The following is a 16,806-nucleotide window of genomic DNA, read 5'->3' as shown; positions in this document are numbered from 1 at the left end:
CATGCCGGCGACATTCCTGACGAGACGGTCGGCATCCGAGCGGGCCGACCGTCGCGGGTGGAGGATGAACGGGTCGGGCACCGTTGCTCCACGCGAGAGGACTGTCATGGCCATCCCGAGTCCTGGGTACTCGATCACCGTCCGGGTCGAGGTGCCGGCCGCCGCGAACGCGACGTCGGCTCTCACCACCGCCGTCTCGTCCACCGGCGGAGCCCTCACGGCGCTCGACGTCGCCGAGAGCCGCACCGACCGGCTCGTCGTCGACGTCACGTGCGACACGCGGGACGAGGCGCACGGTCACCTCATCACCGAGGCGATCGCCGCGATCCCGGGGGCGGTCGTCCGCAAGGTCAGCGACCAGACGTTCCTGCTCCACCTCGGCGGCAAGATCGAGGTGAACCCGAAGGTGCCCCTCAAGCACCGCGACGACCTGTCACGCGCGTACACGCCCGGAGTCGCCCGCATCTGTCAGGCGATCGTCGAGCACCCGGAGGACGCCCGCCGTCTCACGATCAAGCGCAACACCGTCGCCGTCGTCACCGACGGCTCGGCCGTCCTGGGGCTGGGCAACATCGGCCCGCTCGCGGCCCTCCCGGTGATGGAGGGCAAGGCCGCGCTCTTCAAGCAGTTCGGGGGAGTCGACGCCTGGCCGGTCTGCCTGGACACCCAGGACCCCGATGCGATCGTCGAGATCGTGCGCGCGATCGCCCCTGTCTACGGCGGCATCAACCTCGAGGACATCTCTGCCCCAAGATGTTTCGAGATCGAGTCACGCCTGCGTGACCTCCTCGACATCCCCGTCTTCCACGATGACCAGCACGGCACCGCGATCGTCGTCCTCGCCGCGCTCAAGAACGCCCTGCGCGTCGTCAACAAGTCCATCGACGATGTGCACATCGTCGTGTCCGGCGTCGGTGCCGCGGGTCACGCGATCATCCGTCTCCTGCTGACCCAGGGTGCCCGCAACATCGTCGCCTGCGGTCGCACGGGTGCCGTCCACAACGGCAACGAGGGCATGGAGCCCTTCCGCCAGTGGATCGCCGACCACACGAACACCGGTCACCAGAGCGGCACCCTCAAGGAGGTCCTCGTCGGTGCGGATGTCTTCATCGGCGTCTCGGCGCCGGACCTTCTGACGGGTGACGACATCGCGACCATGGCTCCCGACGCGATCGTCTTCGCCCTCGCCAACCCCGTGCCGGAGGTCGACCCGATCGCCGCGAGCGAGCACGCCGCCGTCGTCGCGACCGGCCGCTCCGACCACCCGAACCAGATCAACAACGTCCTCGTCTTCCCGGGCTTCTTCCGCGGGCTGCTCGACGCCGGCGTCTCCGACATCACGGACGCCATGATGGTCGCCGCGGCGACCGCCATCGCCGACTCGGTCGAGCCGGGCGAGATCAACCCGAGCTTCATCATCCCCAGCGTCTTCGACGCGAGCGTCGCGCCGGCGGTCGCCGCAGCGGTGTCCCGGGTGGCCGGCACCCGCTGACCGGACCCGGCGTCAGGCGGCGCGGCGGTGCTGGGAGCCGGCGCGGACGACAGAGCCCTCGGAGATGACGTCGTCGCTGTCGACGCGCGCGCCGTCCCAGACGTGGGCGTTGGCGCCGATCTTGACGCGTGCGCCGATCCGGGCATCGCGCCCGACGACGGCGCCGGCGGCCACGTGTGCCGTGGTGCCGATGCTGGCTCCGGCGTGGACGACCGCGCCGCGGTCGATCCAGGCGCCGCTCGCGATGCGGGCTCCCGCGCCGACGACCGCTCCGCGGTCGACGTAGGCGTTCTCGGCGACGTAGGCCGCAGGGTCGACGTGGGCGTGCGACTCGACGAAACCGCCACCGTTGTCGTGGCGGGCGTAGCGCAGCACGGTTCCGTTGTCCTCTTCGAACTCCTCGTACTTCCTTCGCCTCATCGTGCACCCCCTTCGGGTCGTGCGTGGACCGTCTGTCCACGCGTGCCTCGTCTGGATCAACGTTCAAGTGAACATGAAGATTCCGTCGAGGTGATGACTGGTGTCTACCCGCCCAACGCGCGAGCCAACCGTGCGGTTCCATCGGCTGGGACGGTGCGGGACGACCGGGGATGACAGGTGGGCGACCGCGTGGGCGCAGGACGACGTGGCCGTATGCCGTCACCTCGGGTGGCGGCATGCGGCTGGGCGTCAGGCGGTCGGCAGTGGTGCGGGTGGGGCGGATGGGGCGGTCAGACGCCCTCCTGAACCTCGTAGATGGCGTCGGCGACGAGCCCGTGGGCGTCGCGGTGCACGGTGTTGGCAGCCTCGGCGTCGGGAGCCTCGACGAGGCAGAAGATCTGGCCCCGGCGCTCGTCGACCCAGTAGCGCAGGTAGTTGACGCCGTGGGGGTCCTGCGTGGCGAGGTCGGCCCGGTGTGCCTGGGCGACCGCGTCCATCGTGACCCCGTCGCCGAGGGAGTGGACGTCCATGAAGAGCGGCATGCTCGTGGTCCTTTCGGGATGGGAGAGCTGGGTGTCTCCAGCGTCGCTCCCGCCGAACCGCAGGTCATGGGTGCCGACTACCCACGCACCCCGTTCGCTCCACCCATCTTGAGCAGCTCGCGCCGGCTCTCGAGCCCGAGCTTGGTCAGGACCGACGAGACGTGGTGCTCGGCGGTGCGCCGCGAGATGACGAGGCGCTCGGCGATCCCGGCGTCCGAGTAGCCCTGCGTCAACAGCTCCATCACCTCGGTCTCGCGCGGGGTCAGGCCTGAGGGGTGCTCGCGGGTGGTGGCTCTCGGGGCACGAGGCGCGGGCCAGCCACGGGTGCGCAGCTCGGCGCGCGATCGCGCCGCCGCAGCGTGGGCACCGACCCGCTCGAAGACCGCGATCGACTCCGTGAGGGCCTCGCGGTCGCCGCTGCGCGCCAGTGCGAGCCCCTGGTCGAACGGGCATCCGAGGGACCTCCAGATGTCAGCGGCCTCACGCCAGGCACCGGCAACCTCCGCGGCGAAAGGCGGAGCGAGTGGGCCGCCCAGCTCGAGGTCGGTAACCGACCCGTCAGGCTCGCCGAGCGCCTCGATGCCGTCGCCGACGAGCCACCGCGCGACGGCGCCGCGATTCCACGGGCAGTCGGCCGAGACCGCGAGCGGCCAGGCCTCTGCCGCCACACGGGCGGCGGCGCCGAGGTCGCCCGCGAGCCAGGCGGCCTCGCAGCGCACGGCAACGACCGGAGCCACCCGCTGCAGCTCGCGCATCCCCGAGGCCAGAGACCACGCCCGCGCCATCAGCTCGTCGCCGCCGGGCTCACCCACGCGAGCGCGCACGTGGGCGAGGGTGACGAGCGGCTCGATCTCGCCGACGCTCGCGATGTCGGGATGGCGGAGCAGGGACTCGGCCCGGGCGCGCGCCGCGCCGAGGTCCCCCCGGTCGAGGTGCAACTGTGACTCCCACCCCTCGAGATAGAGGGTCCACGAGTCGAGATCGCGCTCTGAGCAGTACTCGATGCCCTCGAGGAGGTAGCGCCGTGCGTCCTCGTGCCGCCGCTGCAGCACGGCGCTCGACGCGAGGTTGCAGTAGGCGCGAGCCGCGTGCTCGTGGAGGTCGGCGGCGCGTGCCTGCTGGAGGCTGTCGCTGAGCATGGCGGCCCCGGAGGCGAAGTCACCGGCCGCGATCTCGATCGTGCCGAGGTTGTTGAGGGCGTGCACGCGCACCTCGGTCTGCTGCGCCAGGTCGTCGAGGGAGTCGGCGAGGTCCAGCGTGCGGTGCGCCCACTCCCGGGTGCCGGCCAGGTCGGTGGCCAGCATGCGGAGCTGCGCGAGGTTGCTGTAGGCCAGAGCCAGCTCGAAGGTCGAGCTCCCCTCGAGCACGTCGACGGCGACAGCGGCCTGCGTCTCGGCCTCGGCCTTGCGCCCCGCGAACCAGCTGAGCCGTGACAGGCACCGCCACGCGTCGCCGACCCGCGTGGCGTCGTCGTCGGCGTCCCAGATCCGGCGGGCCGCGTCGACCGCCTCGATGGCGCCCTCGATGCGGTCGGTGAGATAGAGCTCGTAGCCGAGGGCCCAGAGCAGGTCGGCCCGGCGGTGGGCGGGCACCTCCGTGTCAGGCAGGGAGTCCGCGTGCTGCAGGGCGCGGCGGTACTGGTCGACGGCTTCCCGGTGGGCGCCGAGGCGAGCGGCCCGCGCGCCGGCCTCGGGCGCATGGGCCAGCACGGCCCGGCTGTCCCCGGYGGCGTCGGCGTGGTGCGCCATCCGTGCCGGGTCGGCCCCGCGACTCTCGAGCGCCGCGAGGAGCCGGCGGTGGATGTGGAGCCGTCGTCCGGCAGGAACCTCGTCGGCGACGGCGAGCCTGCCCAGCTCGTGACGGAACGTCACCTCCCGGCCCGACATGACGACCAGTCCCCGGGCGAGCGGCTCGTCGAGGACGGCCAGACCCTCGCTCAGGAGTCCTTCGAGCAGGTCGGTCTCGGCTCTCGACCCGGTCAGCGCGACCACCTCGAGGGCTCGCTGTGACGACTCGTGGAGACGAGCGACGCGGGCGAGCACCGCGTCGCGCACCGTCGGGGGCACGCCGACCGTGTCACCGGAGAGCACTTCAGTGACGAAGAACGCGTTGCCGCCCGTGACGTCGTGCAGTCGCTCCACGTCGATCCCGGTCTGAGACAGCCGGTCGCGCGAGCGTTCGGCGACGAGGGTCGCCACGGCCCGTGGGCTGAGCGGCGGCAGGTCGATCCGCCGGGTCCCACTGGCGGATGCCGTGTCCCCCAGGAGGATTCGCAAAGCGCTGCCGGCACCCGCGTCCTCGGGGCGGTAGGTGACGAGCACGAGGGCATGGCAGCCGTGGACGCGCCGAGCCACGTGGCGCAGGAGGTCCAGGGTGGCTTCGTCGGCCCAGTGCGCATCCTCGATGACGAGCAGGTAGGGCCGGTCCGGGGGCGCGTCTCGGAGGGTGTCGACGAGGCGCGTGAAGACGTCCTGCCGACTCGCCTCCTCCGGCCACAGGCCCGCCGGGAGCGAGGGCACCATGTCGCGCAACGGACCGAGAGGTGCGGGGGTGGCGGATCCGTCACAGCTGCCGATGGCGACGCGTGCGCCGGTCTCGAGCTCGGAGGCCGCGGCGGAGACGAAGGTGGTCTTGCCGATGCCGGCCTCGCCCGAGACGTAGACCAGTCGCCCGTGCCCAGCGCGTGCGTCGTCCAGGTAGCCAGCGACTGCGCGAAGGTGCTCGACGCGCTCGAGAAGCGTCACCTCGCGATCGTACGTGCGTCCCCTCGCCGGGGAGCGGGGTCCGAGCAACATCGCAGGCGGCATACGGTGGACGGATGAACTTTCGATACCTCGGCAACAGCGGACTCAAGATCTCCGAGATCACCTACGGCAACTGGCTGACCCACGGCTCGCAGGTCGAGAACGACGTCGCCACCCAGTGTGTCCGGGCGGCGCTCGACGCCGGCATCAGCACCTTCGACACGGCGGACGTCTACGCCAACACCAAGGCCGAGAGCGTTCTGGGCGACGCCCTCAAGGGCGAGCGGCGCGAGAGCCTCGAGATCTTCACGAAGGTCTACTGGCCCACCGGCCCCGGCGGCAAGAACGACACGGGCCTCTCACGCAAGCACATCATGGAGTCGATCAACGGCTCGCTCGAGCGCCTCCAGACCGACTACGTCGACCTCTACCAGGCCCACCGCTACGACACCGAGACGCCGCTCGAGGAGACGATGCAGGCCTTCGCCGACGTCGTGCGTCAGGGCAAGGCGCTCTACATCGGCGTCAGCGAGTGGACCGCCGACCAGATCCGCGAGGGCGTCACTCTCGCGAAGGAGCTCGGCTTCCAGCTCATCTCGAGCCAGCCGCAGTACTCCATGCTGTGGCGTGTCATCGAGGGCGAGGTCGTGCCGACGTGCGAGGAGCTCGGCGTCAGCCAGATCGTGTGGAGCCCCATCGCCCAAGGCGTGCTGACGGGGAAGTACCAGCCCGGCCAGCAGCCGCCCGAGGGCTCGCGCGCCGCCGACGAGAAGGGCGGCGCCGACATGATCAAGCGCTTCATGAACGACGACGTGCTGACCCGCGTGCAGAAGCTCAAGCCGATCGCCGACGAGGCCGGTCTGACCATGGCCCAGCTCGCCGTCGCCTGGGTGCTCCAGAACCCCAACGTGGCGGCCGCGCTCGTCGGCGCCTCGCGTCCCGAGCAGGTCGCCGAGAACGTCAAGGCGGCCGGGGTGAAGCTCGAGCCCGAGCTCATGACGAAGATCGACGACGTCCTCGGCGACATCGTCGAGAAGGACCCGGGCAAGACCAAGGAGACGGCGCCGCAGCAGCGCGTCGCCTGACGTCGGACCCTGATGCCCGACAACGTATGCCGCCCAGCCGGGTTCGCGAGGCTGGGCGGCACACGTGCGTGGCCGCGTGGTCAGGCGGTCGCTACGGCGTGAGCTTCGTCAGGCGCGTGGACCAGTTGCCGAGAGAGGTCCGCGTGCCGCCGCAGCTGCCGATCGGGGGAGTCAGGTACTGCGCCAGGGTGCAGGTCTGGGCGATGTACTCCGAGGCGATCCAGATGGACCGGCCGTCGGTGAGGGCTGCCCCGTAGTCCCCCCAGCGGGTGCGGATCGGGGTGCCGACGAAGGCCTTGTAGCTGGTGAAGCCGTCCGCCGGGCCGATGCCCTCGGCCACGATGTGGATCGGGCCGACTGTTCCGCTCGACGAGATCGGAGCGTAGGCCGCGCTGGGGAAGTGGTCCCGTCCGACGACGCTGAAGGCGATGGCGCCCTGACCGGTGGTCAGCATGGTGATGGCCGGGTAGGTCAGGTTGTTGCCTGCGAGGGCCAGGTAGCCCTGCTTCTTGATGTTGCCGCCGACCTTGCCGGCGCCGTTGATCTTGGGCTCCACCGAGAACCAGGCGATGCCGGCCCGCAGCTCGCCGTTGACCCGCACCGCGGTGTCGACCGAGCCCCACAGGACGCCGTTGGTGAACCACGTCTGCTGCATGCGGGTGTCGTTGGAGTCGAGGTGCGAGATGACCTCGTCGTGCGCCGGCTCGGGCGGGTTGAAGAAGAGCTGCCAACACCCGGGACCGAACGGGGTCGCGATCGTCGTGTCGTTGATGCACTGGCCGAGCGGGAAGTCGCCCGCCTTCTGGTCGGCCTTCGGCGGGAAGACGTACGTCTCGCTGTTGACCAGCTTGTTCGTGACCGCAAGCGCCGGGGTGGCGGCGTCGAGCGATGCGGTGTTGGTCAGCGCCCACAGGCCGATGCGCCGGGCGGTCCCGGTCGGGTTGCCCGTCTCCGAGCCGTCACCGGCGACCGAGCTGAGCAGGTACTCGCTGCCGTTGGCGGCGCTCTCGTACTGGCCCGCGGGTGAGGTTGCCGGCCACACGGTGAAGCCGGGCGTGCCGGCCAGGTTGAGATTCGGCACCAGCGTCATGCGGACCGCTGCCGGGTGGGTGGCGAGCTGCGCCTTCGAGAACGCGAAGACCTGGGCTGCGTTGAAGTTCGGCCCGAAGAGGTCGTACTCGTTGGTCGTGATGTAGATGCCGTTGGCGTCCCCACCGATGTGCGGGTAGTCCTGGAAGCACGGTCCCGGCGTGACGCCGTCCGTCGTGCAGCCGTGGTTCGGCGTGCCCTCGGTGCCGTCGTTCTGGGCCGGTACCGAGTAGATGGTCCAGGTGCCCGTCGGGCTGCTCGAGTTCGAGACGGCCACGTCGATGGTGTTCCTGCCGTTGAAGTCGCCGTTCGCGTCCACGTGCAGCGTCGTGATGGCCACGACGAAGCGCTGGAAGTCGGGGTCGTAGTGGCAGATCGGGTCGATGACGTTGGGCCCGACGACGCCGGTCGTCCGGTTGATGGCTGCGGGGTAGCCGAAGAAGGTGTTGAGGTCCTGCACCCCGGTCAGCGGCACGGCGTTCGAGTCGTAGACGCGGAGCACGCTGTTGACCGACTCGACGGTGAAGCCGTTGCCGACACAGAGGGCCTGGTCTGGCGGTTCGAGCGAGAACTGGTTGCCGCCATTCGCGAGCCGCTGGTCGCGGTGGTTGAGGCCCTGGATGCTGGCCCGGACCGCCGGGTTCGTCGCAGCGACGGCGCTCGACGCCACCACGGGGGCATCGAGCGGGTGCTTGGGGAAGATGCCGTGCTTGAAGTTCGGGTCGGGGCGGGTCGACGGGACGCCACCCTGCTCGTCGTCGGGTCCGGCTCTGAGCTCGGGCTGCTGGAGCCCGTCGACGCCGGTGCCGAGGCTGCGGATACTGGTCGTGCCAGAGGACGTGATCTGGCGGGTGTCAGAAGGGGCGGCATTCGCGGCTCCTGGCAGACTCAGCAGCGCTGCGGCGATGGCCGCGGCTCCGCTGATGGCGATGATCTTTCGCATGAGCACCTCCGGAAGAATCTGCGCGGATGTGTCGAGCGGAGCCTGGCCACCTTTCGGATGTTCGCTGGTGTGGGAGCGCCGCTCGCACAACTGTCGAGCGTACGCCGGTGCTGCGGACGCGGGTGCGGTTCGACGGATCTGCGCAACTACGAGGTCGGGTCGCGCAGCACGGCTACCCTGCGGGCATGGCACAGGGGGAGGGTGCGCGGTTCGCGCACGAGTCGGAGCGTCTCGTCTGGGAGCGGTTGGCGAGTGGCGTCGCGGAGGGCACGGTGCTGCTGCCCAACATCCGCCTCACCTCACAGCGCAAGGACCACGAGCTCGACGTCGTCGTCCTCATGCCCGACGTGGGCGTCGTCGTCGTCGAGGTCAAGGGCGGCAGCGTCTCCGTCGACGCGCAGGGCCACTGGTGGTCCGGTGGTGGTGCGCGCCGGAGCCGGGTGCGCCCCGTCGAGCAGTGCCGCGACGGCAAGTACGCCCTGCGCGACTTCGTGGAGGCCGACCCCCGCTGGAAGAACCGACGCAGCCGGGTCCGGTTTGGCCACGCGGTCGTCGTCCCGTTCACGGACGTCGCGGACGACTTCGCCACCCCGGACTGCCCGCGCTGGATGATCAGTGGCCGCGGAGACCTCGACGACCTCGCTGGCCGGGTCCACGACGTCGCAGCCCTGCAGGAGAACGACCAGCGCGTCCCCACTGCCGAGGACGTCGAGCTGATCGTCGAGATCCTCACGGGCAGAAGCTTCCCCGTACCCGACATCGCCGCTGACGCGGACGAGCGGGAGGCAACGTCGGACCGACTGACCCAGGAACAGGCGGCTCTGCTCCAGGTCACGCGGCTCATCAGGCGGATGGAGATCCGGGGTGGCGCCGGCAGCGGCAAGACGATCCTGGCCCTCACCCAAGCCAAGGACCTCACCCGTGGCCAGGGCGATCGCAAGGCGCAGCGTGTGGCACTCGTCTGCTACTCGATCGGCCTCTCCCAGTACTTCAAACGGCAGCTCGCCAGCGTGCCGAGGCACCATCGGCCGGCCTTCGTCGGTTCCTTCGAGGACCTCGCCAACGAGTGGGGGATCGACACCGCGTCGCACGACCGCAACGACGCAGCCTTCTGGGAGCGAGATCTGGCTGCCCGGATGACCGAGATCGCTGCAGCACTTCCGGACGGCAAGAAGTTCGACGCCGTCATCGTCGACGAGGCCCAGGACTTCGCCGACCACTGGTGGTACCCCCTCATGAAGGCGCTACGCGACGAGGACGAGGGCGGTCTCTACGTCTACTCCGACGAGAACCAGCGGATCTTCGCCCGCTTCGGCCGGCCGCCGGTGCCACTGGTCCCACTCGTGCTCGACCACAACCTGCGCAACACGCAGCAGATCGCCCGGGCCTTCGGGCCGCTCGCACCGATGCGGATGCACCTCCGGGGAGGAGTCGGCGCCGACGTCCGCTTCGTCGCCTGCCCTCGGGAGGAGGCGATCGGCAGCGCCGACGACCAGGTCGACCTGCTCCTCGAGGAGGGATGGCGGCCGCAGCACGTCGCGCTCCTGACGATGGGCTCACGGCACCCGGCACAGGTCGAGCGTCAGGAGGCGGACGGCCACGTCGGATACTGGCGGTCCTTCTGGGACGACGACGATGTCTTCTATGGCCACGTCCTCGGCTGCAAGGGACTCGAACGCCGCGCGGTCGTCCTCTGCGTCAACGCGAAGAAGACCGAGCGCGCCCGCGAGATGCTCTACGTGGGCATGTCGCGCGCCACCGACGAGCTCGTCGTCGTGGGGGACCCGGACTTCATCCGCGAGATCGGTGGCGCCCAGGTGGCTCACCGGCTCGGCATCGGGTGACGCAGTCGTGTCAGGCGGCGCCGGGCGCCGGGGCTGGGGACAACTTCGACGGGCTGCCTCGCGTCCGGATGACGATGGCGGGCATGACCTTCAAGGACCTGCCCCCTCGGGCGAGTGAGATCCCCCTGACCAACCGTCGCGTCGCCGCCGACGTCATCGACCTCATCATCGGCGACGCGGACCGCGCCACCGGGTGCGTCGCGCTGATGATCTGCGATGCCGAGGACCGCGGCATCCAACCGATCCTGCTCCACGACGTCCCGCCGGACGCCGAGGCCACTGGCCTGGCCCAGCTGCTCGGCATGCTCCTGCCGCTCGTGGCCGACAACGACGGCTCCATCCTCATCGGTCGGGGCCGACCGCGAGGGACGGCGCCCGACGACGTCGACCGTGCCTGGCACCAGCTGGCGATCGACCGCTGCGCCGACCACGAGGTCGACCTGCTCGGCTTCTACCTCGCCACCGGCGACGGAGTCTTCCGCCTGCCCGAGCCACTCACCGCCGCGTCGTGAGGGTGTCTGGCAGGGCACCACCGCACGTTCAGAATCACCGCACGTTCAGAAGGGTGGGGCTCGGGATCGGTCGAGCGATGTCGGGTCGACCGATCCCGAGGTGGGGGCGCGAGCGACGTGTCTCGCACGCCGTCGAGCCAGTCCCTTGGGTAGGTGTCGTAGGTGCGACCGGCCTTGGTGCGCCAGCGAACCCGGTCGCCCTCGCGGCGGACGAGCCAGTGGCCGTTCGTGTGCAGGTTGTGGTGGGGACGGTGCTTGCTCGTGAGGTTCGTGACCTCGGTCGGGCCGTGCGGCCAAGGGACGTCGTGGTCGAGGTCGCACCGAGCGGCCGGCACGGTGCACCCCGGCGCGCGGCACGTCCCGTCGACGGCCTCGACATGCGCTCGCATCGCCGGGGTCGGCCGGTAGGCCTGCGTCTCGAGGTGCACGGCAGCGCCGGTGTCCGCATCGACGGCCAGTCGACGCCACACCGAGCCGTCGTTGAGCATGATCTGGCGCGCGTGGTCGGCCGTCACCCAGCCGTGGCCCGGGACCTCGCAGGGGGTGTCGGTGAGCCCGACGGCCGTCGTGAACGGGACCACGAGCGTCACCGCCGCCGCCGGCCGACGGCCCAGATGCGTGAACCACTCACTGCCGGCACGGCATCCGTCATCATCAACGCCAGTCGCGCCGGTCGCGCCGGTCGCGCCGGTCATCGACGGGTCGGTGCCGACGGGCGCGGGCCAGCCGAACATCAGGGTGTCGGTGATGACGTCGGCGCGCAGCGAGTCGAGATCGCGCGGGTCGCCCTGGGCCCGAGCGGCCCGGGCGACGGCATCGGCTCGCTCCATCGCGGCGATGATCTTGTCGGCGTCGTTGACGACGGTGAGCACGCCGAGGCCCTCGTGGTCGATCTGCGCGTGGGCGCCTCGACGACGTCGGGCGGCGCGTCGGCGCTCGCCGGCCTCGCGGTCGGCGGTCAGGCACGCGCGCGTGAGCCGTTGGCGGAAGAGGCTGGGGGAGGGTGGAGCGCCGTCCTTGAACCGGAGCACGGAGTCGACGATGCCCGGCCCGCACTCGGACGGCAGTGCGGCGATCTCAGCCTGGATCGTGCACGCGCGGTAGAGCGTGAGCGCGCCGTGCTGCAGGCGACCGCGGAGGGCGGCAGCCCCAGGAGTGCCGGCGGTGGCCAGGTCGAGCCGACTCCGCACCTCGTGGGTGCCGAGCCCGGTGGCCGTGCACACCTCCATCGCAGTCAGCTGGTCGGGGTCGATCCAGCCCGCAGGACGCGGCCGGTCGAGGTCGGCGAAGCGCGCCAGCTCGTCCGCCTCGATCGTCGAGCGAAGCCGAGCCATGGCCTCCAGGGCGACCGCGTCCAGCACCGCCTTGCAGCGCTCGACGGACTCGACGACCCTGAGGTCCGCATCGGCCAGCGCCTCGAGCTCCGTCCGCGACTGGCCGTCCTGCGCCGTCGTGAGATCGTCGGCGACGGCCTCGACCAGCTCGCCGACGAGCGCCGGCAGAACCTGCGTCAGCACCGCCTCGGCCACGTGCTTTCGAAGCGTGCGCTCGAGACGTGGCAGGTCGCGCTGGCGGACGGGCACTCGGGTCTCGACCCTCGATCGATAGAGGGTCGCGAGACGGTCGAGGTCGACGACGGCATCGGAAGCCTGGGCAAGGTCGGTCGAGGGATGACTCCTCACTGCCGCCGCGCCGTCCATACCCCAGTAGAACACCTGTTCGACTCGCTGGTCAAGGGGTGGAGTAGCCCAGTCTCGTTGTCCGGCAGCATAATTGGCATCGCCGGATCATGCGCACTGTCATGCCGCGGCCATCGATGACCAGCCCCAGCTGTCGGCCCCCTTGTGCGTGTGCACCTCCGGGAGGAACGTGCGGGGATGGATGTCGACCTGCACCAGCTGTTCGCTCACGCCGCCGCCGAAGGGGCGCGGCACCGCGCTACCGTCGCAGACCGGCCGGTGCAGCCCTCGGCCGATCGCGCCGCACTGGCGGCAGCGTTCGGCGGCCCGCTACCAGCGAGGAGAACCGATCCCACCCGTGTCGTCGACGAGCTGATCGTCGCCGCGCGCCCAGGCCTCGTCGGCACCGTCGGTCCACGTTTCTTCGGCTTCGTCATCGGGGGAGCGTCAGCGGCAGCCACGGCCGCCGACCTGCTTGCAGCGGGCTGGGACCAGTGCGTCTACAACGAGGTCCTCTCACCCGCCGCGGCGGCGGCCGAACGGGCGGCCGGAGGCTGGGCCAAGCACCTCTTGGGAGTGCCCGAGTCCGCCTCGGTGGGTTTCGTCACCGGTGCCCAGGCCGCGAACACCGTGGGCCTCGCGGTCGGACGGCAGCGGGTGCTCGCCGATGTCGGGTGGGACGTCGCGCGGGACGGTCTCTTCGGTGCTCCCAGGATCGCCATCGTCGCGAGTGAGGAACGGCATGCCACGATCGACCGGGCCGCTCGGCTGCTCGGGTTCGGCACGGGCAGCATCGAGCCCGTCGCCGCCACGCCGCAGGGCGCCATCGACGTCGACCGTCTCCGAATCGCCCTCGAGTCCGTCGGCAGCCGGCCGGTGATCGTCTGCCTGCAGGCGGGCAACGTCAACACGGGGGCGTGCGACGACCTCAGGACCGCAACGACGATGGCGCACGAGCACGGCGCATACGTCCACGTCGACGGTGCCTTCGGACTCTGGGCGGCCGCGAGCCCCCGGACCGCCCATCTCGTCGACGGGGTCGAGCTCGCCGACTCGTGGGGCACGGACGCCCACAAGTGGCTCAACGTCCCCTATGACTGCGGACTCGCCTTCTGTGCCGACGCGGACCTGCACGCAGCCACGATGTCGTACGCGGCGGCATACCTCACCGGATCGGGCGCGGAGTCCGACCACGTCCTGGGCGACCTGACGCCCGAGTCATCCAGACGGGCAAGGGGTTTCGCGGTCTGGGCCGCCCTGCGCGAGCTCGGCACCGAGGGTGTGGCCGAGCTCGTCGACCGATCCTGCGCCTTGGCGCTGCGCATGGCCCAGCGCCTCGCAGTCGGCGGTGCCACCGTGCACAACGACGTCGTGCTCAACCAGGTCCTCGTCAGCATCGGCGATCCCAGTCGCACGGACGCGATCGTCGATGCCGTCCGGCGTGACGGCACGTGCTGGGTCGGCGCCACGACCTGGCACGGTCAGCGGCTCATCCGCGTCTCGGTGTCCAACGCCACGACCAGCGAGCACGACATCGACATCTCCGCCGATGCCATCCTGCGTGCCGCCGGAGCCGTGTCCCCAGCGGATGTCCAGCAGAATCCCAGCCCCTCCTGACCGATTCTTGACTCGTGCATCCGTAGCCGCCCGGTCCTCCGACTCGTTGGACCCGACGAGCGAGGTCCTCGTGCCCTCTCTCGACGGTCCTCGGACCGGACACCTCGGGGGTGTCATCCTCTTCGGATCAAGGAGCTGCACCCATGCTGCCGACCATTCCCTCGCGGGCCCGCCCCCGCTTCCGCGCCGGCGCCCGGGGCAGAGCCGTCCCGCTCATCGCTGCCGCGGGCCTCGTCGCCGCCCTGGGGGTGGCCGCCCCCGCGCTCGCCGCCACACCGACCGGGGGAGCCGTCACCGACACGAGCACCAGCGTCCGGTGGACCGCCGGCCCCTTCATCGCCCCCAACGTCACCGGGACGACGGGCGACGTGACGTGCGGGCCCGGGCTCTGCGACGACTTCGCGCTGCACGTGTCGACCCCGAGCGGCTACGGGGACACCCACCAGCTGACGGTCAAGGTGGGCTGGGCCAATCCTGCTGCCGACTTCGACATCTACCTGCTCGACCAGAACGGCTCGGTCGTGGCGTCGTCCGCCTCGAGCGCGGACCCCGAGACCCTCGTCGTGGCACCGACCAGCGGCGACTACACGGTGAGGGTCGTGCCGTATGCCCCGCTCGGTGAGTCCGTCACGGGCACGGCGACCCTGACCGACGTCCCGGCCAACCCCGCGCCGAGCGCAGCCACGCCGCCGACCTACAGCCAGTACGGCGCACCCCAGTCGTTCGGGCGCGCGCACGACGCGGGCGAGCCGTCGATCGGCAGCAGCCACACGACCGGTTCGACGTTCTACCAGGCCCTCTACGACACGTACCGGGCGACATGGGACGACAGCGTCACGCCGTCCGCGGTGACGTGGTCCGACGTGTCCGCGAAGCCGGCCAACGGCTGCGCCACGGGCGGATCGACGTCGCTCGACCCGATCGGCTTCACCGACCGGGCGACCGGACGCGTCTTCGAGAGCCAGCTCGCCGGCAAGACCTCGCTCATGTGCTACTCCGACGACGAGGGCGCCACGTGGTCGCCCAGCCAGGGCGGCGGCCTCAACTCGGGTGTCGACCACCAGACCGTGGGTGGAGGTCCCTACTCGCCGAACGGCGTCGGTGCGCTGCCGACGTCGAGCTACCCGAACGCCGTCTACTACTGCAGCCAGGACATAGCCGACGCCAACTGCGCCTCGAGCCATGACGGCGGGGTCACCTTCGGACCCGCCATCCCGATGTACTCGCTCCTCGACTGCGGTGGCCTGCACGGTCACGTCAAGGTGGCCCCGGACGACGGCACGGTCTATGTCCCCAACAAGTCGTGCGGAGGCAACCAGGCGGTCGCGGTCTCCGAGGACGGCGGCACGACGTGGTCGGTCCGCAAGGACCCGGCCAGCACCGCGGGCGACTCCGACCCCAGCGTCGGGATCGGCTCCAAGGGCACGGTCTACATGGGTTACCAGGCCGCGGACGGGACCCCCCGCATCGCCGTGAGCCGCGACAAGGGCAAGACGTGGACCGACGACCAGAACGTCGGCGCGGGCCTCGGGGTGCACAACACCGTCTTCCCCGCTGTCGTGGCCGGTGACGACGACCGCGCCTCGTTCGCCTTCATCGGCACGACCACCGCCGGGAACTACCAGGACGCCACGACCTTCAAGGGTGACTGGCACCTCTACGTCGCGACGACGTACGACGGCGGCAAGAGCTGGGTCACCGTCGACACGACGCCCAGCGACCCCGTCCAGCGTGGCTCCATCTGCACGGGTGGCACCACGTGTGGCAACGACCGCAACCTCCTCGACTTCATGGACGTCACGGTCGACCGGACCGGCCGGGTCGAGGTCGGGTATGCCGACGGGTGCACCGGTGCCTGCGCGCAGTCGGGCGGCGCCCAGAACTTCGATGCCTATGCGACCATCGCGCGCCAGCAGGCGGGCAACACGTTGTATGCCGCCTACGACGCCCTGCCGAACATCACCCCGACCTCCGTGTCCGTCACGAAGGCCGGCGGCCTCTATGCCGCGTCGACGACCGTCGCCAACCCCGGCAAGGCCGCCGCCGGGGCCGTCACGACGCGACTCCGCGTCGACGGCGTCGACGTCGCCACCTCGTCGCCGGTCGACGTCCAGCCCGGCCGCTCGGCGGCCGTCACGTTCCCGGGCGTCCGTCTCGGCAAGGGCACGCACGTCGTCGCCGTCGTCGTCGACCCGGACGGACGCATCCGGGAGTCCGACGAGGCCGACAACGAGCGTCAGCTCCAGGTGACGAGATGAGACGGCTCAACCAGCGGTCGGGACCTCGCGTCGCCCTCGCCGCCGGGGCGCTCGTCACGGCGCTCGTCCTCGCCGGCTGCGAGAACGACGAGCTGGAGTCGGCGATGGCGGCGCAGCCTAGCTCGACCAGTGCGGCCCTCGTCTGCGCGAAGGACGCCAAGCCGGTGACGGTGCCGGCGTCGTTCCCCGCGAGCGCGGTCGTGCCGGAGGGGTACGTCGTCACGAGCGTCGAGGCCCGCAGCGCCGGTCGCACGGTCGTCACCGCGGTGTCGCCCAAGCCGTTCAAGCAGACGCTCGCCGACATGCAGACCGCCTACTCGACCCGTGGCTGGTCGGCGTCCGAGGGTGAGGTGGAGGAGCGGGACGCCGAGTCCAACTTCGACGGCAACGGGCTCCGCGGCCGGTGGGCCATCCGCGAGATCCCCGACTGCACCGACAACACGTCGGTGAATGTGCTGATCGGCACCTGACACCAGGTCGGCGGCGGGGGGGCCGCCCGCCGCCGACCTGTCTGAGCAGTCACAACTCCCTGCCGACGCACGCCCGACGCGGGACGATGGGAGTGGCCGGAGCATGCGGCC

The 16,806-nt window shown here is 70.8% G+C and carries 12 protein-coding genes; 7 read left to right on the top strand and 5 right to left on the bottom strand.

What is annotated here, in order from left to right; all coding sequences use genetic code 11:
* The first annotated feature begins 106 nt into the window (after positions 1-106).
* Positions 107-1,492 carry an NAD-dependent malic enzyme gene (locus AB4Y83_RS07495; RefSeq protein ID WP_056776090.1) on the top strand — a complete coding sequence of 462 codons (1,386 nt, stop codon included), beginning with the start codon at positions 107-109 and terminating at the stop codon, positions 1,490-1,492.
* A gap of 12 nt (positions 1,493-1,504) precedes the next feature.
* Here AB4Y83_RS07495 and AB4Y83_RS07490 read toward each other — a convergent pair whose 3' ends face one another.
* The 3 genes from AB4Y83_RS07490 to AB4Y83_RS07480 all read right to left on the bottom strand — a co-directional run bounded on the left by AB4Y83_RS07490 (position 1,505) and on the right by AB4Y83_RS07480 (position 5,198).
* Positions 1,505-1,912 carry a transferase gene (locus AB4Y83_RS07490; RefSeq protein ID WP_442275491.1) on the bottom strand — a complete coding sequence of 136 codons (408 nt, stop codon included), beginning with the start codon at positions 1,910-1,912 and terminating at the stop codon, positions 1,505-1,507.
* A gap of 290 nt (positions 1,913-2,202) precedes the next feature.
* The gene (locus AB4Y83_RS07485) at positions 2,203-2,454 is read right to left on the bottom strand and encodes a DUF4242 domain-containing protein (RefSeq protein ID WP_442275490.1); all 252 of its coding nucleotides are present in this window, start codon (positions 2,452-2,454) and stop codon (positions 2,203-2,205) included.
* Between the two features lie 77 nt (positions 2,455-2,531).
* A complete protein-coding gene (locus tag AB4Y83_RS07480; protein ID WP_442296461.1) occupies positions 2,532-5,198 on the bottom strand; it encodes an ATP-binding protein in 2,667 nt (888 codons plus the stop codon).
* A gap of 74 nt (positions 5,199-5,272) precedes the next feature.
* Between AB4Y83_RS07480 and AB4Y83_RS07475 the strand changes: the two genes are divergently transcribed.
* The gene (locus AB4Y83_RS07475; RefSeq protein WP_442275488.1) at positions 5,273-6,283 is read left to right on the top strand and encodes an aldo/keto reductase family protein; all 1,011 of its coding nucleotides are present in this window, start codon (positions 5,273-5,275) and stop codon (positions 6,281-6,283) included.
* A gap of 91 nt (positions 6,284-6,374) precedes the next feature.
* Here AB4Y83_RS07475 and AB4Y83_RS07470 read toward each other — a convergent pair whose 3' ends face one another.
* Complete coding sequence (locus AB4Y83_RS07470) at positions 6,375-8,315, bottom strand: hypothetical protein (RefSeq protein WP_442296460.1); 1,941 nt, start codon at positions 8,313-8,315, stop codon at positions 6,375-6,377.
* A gap of 185 nt (positions 8,316-8,500) precedes the next feature.
* On the opposite strand from AB4Y83_RS07470, the gene AB4Y83_RS07465 reads away from it, so the two are divergent.
* Complete coding sequence (locus tag AB4Y83_RS07465) at positions 8,501-10,159, top strand: NERD domain-containing protein (protein WP_442296459.1); 1,659 nt, start codon at positions 8,501-8,503, stop codon at positions 10,157-10,159.
* A gap of 83 nt (positions 10,160-10,242) precedes the next feature.
* On the top strand, positions 10,243-10,671 hold the full coding sequence (locus AB4Y83_RS07460; RefSeq protein ID WP_442296458.1) for a hypothetical protein: 429 nt from the start codon (positions 10,243-10,245) through the stop codon (positions 10,669-10,671).
* Here AB4Y83_RS07460 and AB4Y83_RS07455 read toward each other — a convergent pair.
* On the bottom strand, positions 10,611-12,386 hold the full coding sequence (locus AB4Y83_RS07455; protein WP_442296457.1) for an HNH endonuclease signature motif containing protein: 1,776 nt from the start codon (positions 12,384-12,386) through the stop codon (positions 10,611-10,613). The genes AB4Y83_RS07460 and AB4Y83_RS07455 overlap by 61 nt on opposite strands.
* Before the next feature lie 162 nt (positions 12,387-12,548).
* On the opposite strand from AB4Y83_RS07455, the gene AB4Y83_RS07450 reads away from it, so the two are divergent.
* From AB4Y83_RS07450 to AB4Y83_RS07440, 3 genes are all read left to right on the top strand, one after another.
* On the top strand, positions 12,549-13,967 hold the full coding sequence (locus AB4Y83_RS07450) for a pyridoxal phosphate-dependent decarboxylase family protein (protein WP_442296456.1): 1,419 nt from the start codon (positions 12,549-12,551) through the stop codon (positions 13,965-13,967).
* Positions 13,968-14,110: 143 nt separating this feature from the next.
* Complete coding sequence (locus tag AB4Y83_RS07445; RefSeq protein WP_442296455.1) at positions 14,111-16,225, top strand: CARDB domain-containing protein; 2,115 nt, start codon at positions 14,111-14,113, stop codon at positions 16,223-16,225.
* Positions 16,222-16,695, top strand: a complete 474-nt coding sequence (locus tag AB4Y83_RS07440) for a hypothetical protein (protein ID WP_442296454.1) — start codon at positions 16,222-16,224, stop codon at positions 16,693-16,695. Before AB4Y83_RS07445 ends, AB4Y83_RS07440 begins: the two co-directional genes overlap by 4 nt.
* The last annotated feature ends 111 nt before the right edge of the window (positions 16,696-16,806 follow it).

The sequence above is a fragment of the Terrabacter sp. RAF57 genome (assembly GCF_052113925.1).
Taxonomy (GTDB): Bacteria; Actinomycetota; Actinomycetes; order Actinomycetales; family Dermatophilaceae; genus Terrabacter.
Note: the sequence above shows the minus strand (reverse complement) of the source record. Positions and strands in the feature narration are given on the sequence as shown.